This is a genomic window from Psychrobacter sp. TB55-MNA-CIBAN-0194 (assembly GCF_040309505.1).
GTDB classification, from domain to species: Bacteria; Pseudomonadota; Gammaproteobacteria; order Pseudomonadales; family Moraxellaceae; genus Psychrobacter; species Psychrobacter fozii.
In genome coordinates, this window is sequence record NZ_JBEOOW010000116.1 from 1 (window position 1) to 299 (window position 299).

General features: G+C 42.8%; 1 pseudogene. It reads left to right on the plus strand.

The features are described 5' to 3' along the window. Nucleotides 1-232 (plus strand): annotated as a pseudogene (locus AAEY75_RS14490) (tRNA pseudouridine(65) synthase TruC); the annotation flags it as partial. Nucleotides 233-299 lie beyond the last annotated feature (67 nt).

A 299-nucleotide genomic window follows, 5' to 3' on the forward strand; every position in this document is an offset into this window, starting at 1 on the left:
GCATATGAGACATTTATTCCATCATATCGTGGGTGATACCAGCCACGGCGATATACGTCACACACGATTTTTTCGTAATCACTATGATTGTACTCGCATGCTGCTACATGCTCAGAGTTTAGCGCTCAGCCATCCGGTCACCGGTGAGCCATTACTGTTAAAAGCAGGATTAGACGATCAATGGATGCGCATTTTGGAAGAGTTTGCTTGGGTAGAGAGTGCCAAAGATTAACCAGCGTAAAGTTTAGGGTTTATCTTCAAAAGTCATATTAAAGAAGTCGACATACAGGTCTTAGTGT